Genomic DNA, 4,887 nt, shown 5'->3' with positions numbered 1-4,887 from the left:
AACGCCTCCATCGCGATGTTTTTCAGCAGATAGCCGTTGGCGCCGGCGCGGATTGCCGCCAGCAGATCCTCTGCATCCTCCGAAACCGTCAGCATGATGACGCAGGTGGCGGGCAGCTTTTCCTTGATCATCTTGAGTGCTTCCAGGCCGGAAATGCCCGGCATGTGAAGGTCGAGCAGAACCATGTCGGGCTGCAGCGAGGTCGCCAGTTTCAGGCCTTCCAGCCCGTCGGTGGCTTCGCCCACCACATTGAATTCCGGGTGGCGCTGCAGCAGCGAGCTGATGCCGCTGCGAAACAGTGCGTGATCGTCCACCAGCAAGATGCGTACGGTTTCCATCAGCTTCCTTTTTCCTTGATGACGGGCACGTGCAGCACCACCTGCGTGCCCTGCTCCGGGCGCGAGTGGATGTCGAGCCACCCGCCGATGCGCTGCGCCCGCTCGCGCATGATGGTCATGCCGATGCCGCCGTGCCTGCCGTTGTCTATGGAGGCTTCGTCAAGGCCGCAGCCGTTGTCGCGGATGGTGAACACGTATACGTCGCCGCGCTGCATTTCCACCTCGGCGGCACTGGCGCGGGCGTGCTTGCGGATGTTGGAGAGGGCCTCCTGCACGATATACAACACTTGCGCCTGGTGTTCGATGGGCAGGGGTAGTGCCGTGCCGGCCTGCATGAATGAGGTCTTGATGCCGCTTTGCGTCTCATACTTGTACAGCGCGCGCGCGAGCTCGGTTTCGAGGTCGGAATGGCTGACGCGGGTACGGAAATGCACCAGCAGTTCGCGCACATCGTCATAACTTTCCTGCACGCCGGCGCGGATGCCGGCCAGGTTCTCCTGTGCTTCCTGCATGTTGTTTTCTTGCAGGGCGGTTTCCAGCATCTGCGCCTGCAGGTTGAGGAAAGCCAGTGACTGCGCAATGCTGTCGTGCAGCTCCTGCGCCAGCAGGTTGCGCTCGGCGGAGATTGCGAGCTCCTTCTCGGCGGCAACCATGCGCTGGCTTTCAATGGCGATGCCCAGGTGCTGTGCCAGCGTTTCCAGCAGCTTGCGCTCATAAGGCTGCAGTTCGCGCGCTGAGCGGAAAAACAGGTTGCACAGGCCTATGCTGTGCCCGTACAGCAGGATGGGCAGTGCGAGTACCGTCGCATAGCCCGCCTTCAGGCAATAATATTCGTCGGCGTGGGGGCGTGCGGCTTTGACCATGTGGACGGTGGCGGCATTGCGTGCCGTGACTTCGCCGCAGAAACATTCGCCCATGTGTTTGCACTGCTCTGCGACGGCGAACTCTTGGGACAGTCCTGCATGCACATAGAGGTGGATCTGGTGCTCCATTTTGTCCACGAGGCGGATCATGCCGCCCTCGGCGCCGTATTTTTCGACCAGCTTGCCGAGAAATTCGCGACACATGTCTTCCTGGTTCTGCGTGCGGTTGAGCAGCGCAATGATGTCGTACAGCGTTTTTAGCTCGTCGCGCCGTTCTTCGAGGATGCGGGTTTTCTCCTGTATCTGCTGCTCCAATGTCACATAGAGTTGCTGCAGGTGGCCGGCCATGCCGTTGAATCCCTTTGCGAGTTCGCCCAGCTCGTCCGTCGACTCCTGGGGCAGGCGCACGCTGAAGTCTTCTTCCCGCATGCGCAGCATGCCGTCGCGCAGCGTATGGATGGGGCGCACCACCACCAGGTACATCAGCCCGATCAGTACAAAGGTTCCCAGCAGCGCCAGAACCAGCAAGCCTACCTGCAGCGTGCGCAGCGAGCTCAGGTTGTTGTCGCTGTGCCGCTCCAGGATGTACACCAGCGCATCGATGTTGGCCACGAACAATTCGATCTCGTCGTGAAACTGCTGCTGCAGCAGAGTCTTGTGCCGCGCATCGCGAGTAGTCCGGATATGTTCGAGCAACGGCCGTATGTGCGTGGCCCAGTCGGACTCGATTACGAGCATGCGCTGATGCACGGTTTCCGATTTCGGCAGGTACAACGGGCGCACGGGATCGCCGTGCTTGATCAGTTGCAGCGTCTTTTCGAACTGTGCAATCTCGCTATCCAACTGCTGATGATCTGATGCCGAGGGAGGAGCCGCCAGCAGATAGGCGATATGGTAGGAACGCATGCGTTCGCTGCCCAGCGCATTAATGGCGGCGCCAGCACCCTCGAGATTCCATGATTCGATCAGCGTGAGGCCGATGGCAAGGCAGGCGACGATCAGGAAAGCGGTCGAGATGGTGGCCAGCTTGGCGCTTAACTTATATGAGGAGAGATTCAACGCCACAAGGCCTTAGCAGAAAACGGCGGCAGGACAGCCGGACGGCGCCGCCCGACTGTCGTCGTCGCATAGCCGGTCTGCCTGCTGCGCAACCTCGGCGGCGATCCGGTCCGCCTGCTCCCGGTTGAAATCGGCGTGATAGCGTTTTTTGACGCCGTGCTCGTGCAATTGCAGATGATAGTCTGCGGCAATGCCCCGCTCCGACAGGCAGTGCAGCGTACAGGCCAGCGGGCAGCCGTCCAGCGCCAGGATGGGGCGGCCGGAGCGGGCGATGTTCACCAGGTGCGGGACATTGCCGCCCACGCCGGAAATGCAGGACATTTCTGCGACTCCCTCACGGTCGAGCTTGAGGGCGATGTAATTGGCCGCCTGGGCCGCACTCGAGCAGCCCGAGCACGAATACACCAGGGGCAGCTTTTTATAATTCGGCGGTTGAGTCATGGTGTCATTCCTTATGTGTCTGCCATCAGCCTGATGGTCAGGCGTGCGCCTGGAACAGGCATCATTCTCGCATGATTGCTGAATTCCCGTTGATCCCGCCTGAACAGGCTCCCGCTTAACAGTCTTTATCTACTCAATTTACCCGCTGCGTTTCCTTGACCGCGATCAAGAAAACTGCAGCTCGGCAAAAAATCATGATTTCGCTTAGGTGGTATTCCATCAATCCCTTATTCACATTTAAGTAAAATCCCTCGTGCTTCGGGGCGGCCGGGTAGCGCATAGTTGCACCGCGAACCGGGTGTATCCCTGTTCGTCAATCTGGGGCTTGCATGACGGCATGGAGCCTTGGAGACAATCTACCCATTTGCAACATCTTAAAGGAGATAAAAATGAAGTGGTCCGAGCCTGATTTTTGCGATGTGCGTCTTGGTTTTGAAGTGACGGCTTATGTGTATGTCCGTTAAGTAATGCCAGGGCGCGGCTGGTGCCGCGCCCAAATTACGGATAAGGAAATCTATATGTCCGAGGTTTTGCATTTTCAACCGCATGACCGCCCCGCGATCAACCGGATGTTTCTGCTGCGCTGGGAAAAAACGCAGGATGCTTATGTCCTGCTTTACCCGGAAGGCGTGATCAAGCTCAACGGCAGCGCCGCCGAGATTCTCAAGCGCTGCACCGGGGAAACCACGGTCTCGACCATGGTGGACGAACTCAAGGCGCTGTTCGCCGACGCCGGTACGGAGGTGGAGGGCGGTATTTACAGATTTTTGGAGACCTCGTATGCCAAAGGATGGATCAGTAACAAGTCTTGATGGGCTGGGCAAGCCCATGTGGCTGGTGCTGGAGCTCACTTATCGGTGTCCCTTGAAGTGCGTGTGGTGCAACAATCCGCTGGACTTCGACCAGTACGGTTCCAAGGAGCTGAGCACCGAGGAATGGAAGCGGGTGCTGCGCGAAGGCCGCGAACTGGGCGCATTGCAGCTGGGGTTTTCCGGCGGCGAGCCGATGCTGCGCGACGACCTGGAAGAGCTGGTCGCGGAAGCGGAGCGGCTCGGCTACTACACCAACCTCATCACCTCCGGCATCGGCCTCACGCCGGTGCGCTTGAGCGCACTGAAGGCGGCCGGGCTAAAGCAGATCCAGCTCAGCCTGCAGTCGGCCGAGCGTGCCCTTACCGACAAGCTGGTAGGCGCGCGGGCGCACGATCTCAAGCTGGAGGTGGCGAAACGCATCAAGGCGGAAGGTTTTCCGATGGTGCTCAACGTACCGGTGTTCCGCCAGAATATCGACCAGGTGGAGGAAATCCTCGCGCTGGCCGAAGAGATCGGCGTCGACTACATGGAGTTCGCCAACATCCAGTATTACAACTGGGCACTGCTCAACCGCGAGGAGCTGCTGCCGACGCGGGAACAATTGGAGCGCGCCGAGGCTGCCGTCAACAGGGCGCGCGAGCGCTTGGGTAAGCGCATGACGATTTACTTCGTGATCCCGGATTATTTCGAGACGCGCCCCAAGGCCTGTATGAACGGCTGGGGCACCATCCATCTCACCGTCGCCCCCGACGGCGCCGCCTTGCCGTGCCAGGAAGTACGCGTGATCGAAGGCCTGGAATTCCCTACGGTGCGCGAACACAGCCTGCAATGGCTGTGGGAAGACTCGCCGCTGTTCCAGAAATTCCGCGGCGACGATTGGATGAAGGACCCCTGCCGCACCTGCAGTGAAAAGGAGAAGGACTTCGGCGGCTGCCGCTGCCAGGCCTTTTTGCTCACCGGCGATGCCGCCAACACCGACCCGGCCTGCTCCAAGTCGCCGCACCATCACGTCATCGAGATGGCGGTGAGCGGCAGCCGTAAGCCGCGCGAGCATCAGCCGCTGATCATGCGCTCGGCGGGTACCCGCACCGTGGTGGCCGAATGAGGACGCCGCTCGACACCGCCGTCGGCACCATCGTTTGCGGCCTGCTGCTGACGACAGTACTGTTCCTGCTCGTGCGCCATCTGGTGGCGGCCGCTGGTTGAAGAGCCCGATTTTGAAGAACCCAACAGGAAAGTGAGCGTCATGGAAGCGCATGTTTTCGATCTGCTGCTGCGCTGGGCGCACTTCTTCGGCGGCCTGATCTGGGTGGGGCACAACTACGCCAGCGTGGTGCAGCGTCCCAGCTACCGCCCGCTGGCGCGCGAGGAACT

General features: G+C 60.2%; 6 protein-coding genes. 3 read left to right on the top strand and 3 right to left on the bottom strand.

Annotated elements, in window-relative coordinates:
• The 3 genes from VGK14_RS00025 to VGK14_RS00015 all read right to left on the bottom strand — a co-directional run.
• The coding region (locus tag VGK14_RS00025; protein WP_331506843.1) for a response regulator transcription factor at nucleotides 1-338 on the bottom strand (338 nt) is incomplete at its 3' end.
• Nucleotides 338-2,260, bottom strand: a complete 1,923-nt coding sequence (locus VGK14_RS00020) for a histidine kinase (protein WP_331506842.1) — start codon at nucleotides 2,258-2,260, stop codon at nucleotides 338-340. The genes VGK14_RS00020 and VGK14_RS00025, both read right to left, overlap by 1 nt.
• A 12-nt stretch (nucleotides 2,261-2,272) precedes the next feature.
• Nucleotides 2,273-2,701 carry a putative zinc-binding protein gene (locus tag VGK14_RS00015; protein ID WP_331506841.1) on the bottom strand — a complete coding sequence of 143 codons (429 nt, stop codon included), beginning with the start codon at nucleotides 2,699-2,701 and terminating at the stop codon, nucleotides 2,273-2,275.
• 329 nt (nucleotides 2,702-3,030) lie between these two features.
• On the opposite strand from VGK14_RS00015, the gene pqqA reads away from it, so the two are divergent.
• Genes pqqA through pqqE form a run of 3 tightly spaced genes read left to right on the top strand, consistent with a single transcriptional unit; the run spans nucleotide 3,031 to nucleotide 4,618 of the window.
• Nucleotides 3,031-3,165, top strand: coding sequence for a pyrroloquinoline quinone precursor peptide PqqA (gene pqqA / locus VGK14_RS14605; protein WP_414691688.1), 135 nt, complete (start codon nucleotides 3,031-3,033; stop codon nucleotides 3,163-3,165).
• Nucleotides 3,166-3,219: 54 nt separating this feature from the next.
• Nucleotides 3,220-3,513, top strand: coding sequence for a pyrroloquinoline quinone biosynthesis peptide chaperone PqqD (gene pqqD / locus VGK14_RS00010; protein WP_331506840.1), 294 nt, complete (start codon nucleotides 3,220-3,222; stop codon nucleotides 3,511-3,513).
• Nucleotides 3,482-4,618, top strand: a complete 1,137-nt coding sequence (pqqE, locus tag VGK14_RS00005; protein WP_331506839.1) for a pyrroloquinoline quinone biosynthesis protein PqqE — start codon at nucleotides 3,482-3,484, stop codon at nucleotides 4,616-4,618. The genes pqqD and pqqE overlap by 32 nt, the downstream gene beginning before the upstream one ends.
• Nucleotides 4,619-4,887: the final 269 nt, after the last annotated feature.

It is taken from the genome of Novimethylophilus sp. (assembly GCF_036504375.1).
Classification (GTDB): domain Bacteria; phylum Pseudomonadota; class Gammaproteobacteria; order Burkholderiales; family Methylophilaceae; genus Novimethylophilus.
This window is presented reverse-complemented; position numbering and strand designations above follow the sequence as displayed.

What these genes read in the sequence shown, in the direction of transcription:
- VGK14_RS00015 (WP_331506841.1), bottom strand. Translation starts at nt 2,701, where the DNA reads ATGACTCAACCGCCGAATTATAAAAAGCTGCCCCTGGTGTATTCGTGC.
- pqqA (WP_414691688.1), top strand. Translation starts at nt 3,031, where the DNA reads ATGACGGCATGGAGCCTTGGAGACAATCTACCCATTTGCAACATCTTA.
- pqqD (WP_331506840.1), top strand. Translation starts at nt 3,220, where the DNA reads ATGTCCGAGGTTTTGCATTTTCAACCGCATGACCGCCCCGCGATCAAC.
- pqqE (WP_331506839.1), top strand. Translation starts at nt 3,482, where the DNA reads ATGCCAAAGGATGGATCAGTAACAAGTCTTGATGGGCTGGGCAAGCCC.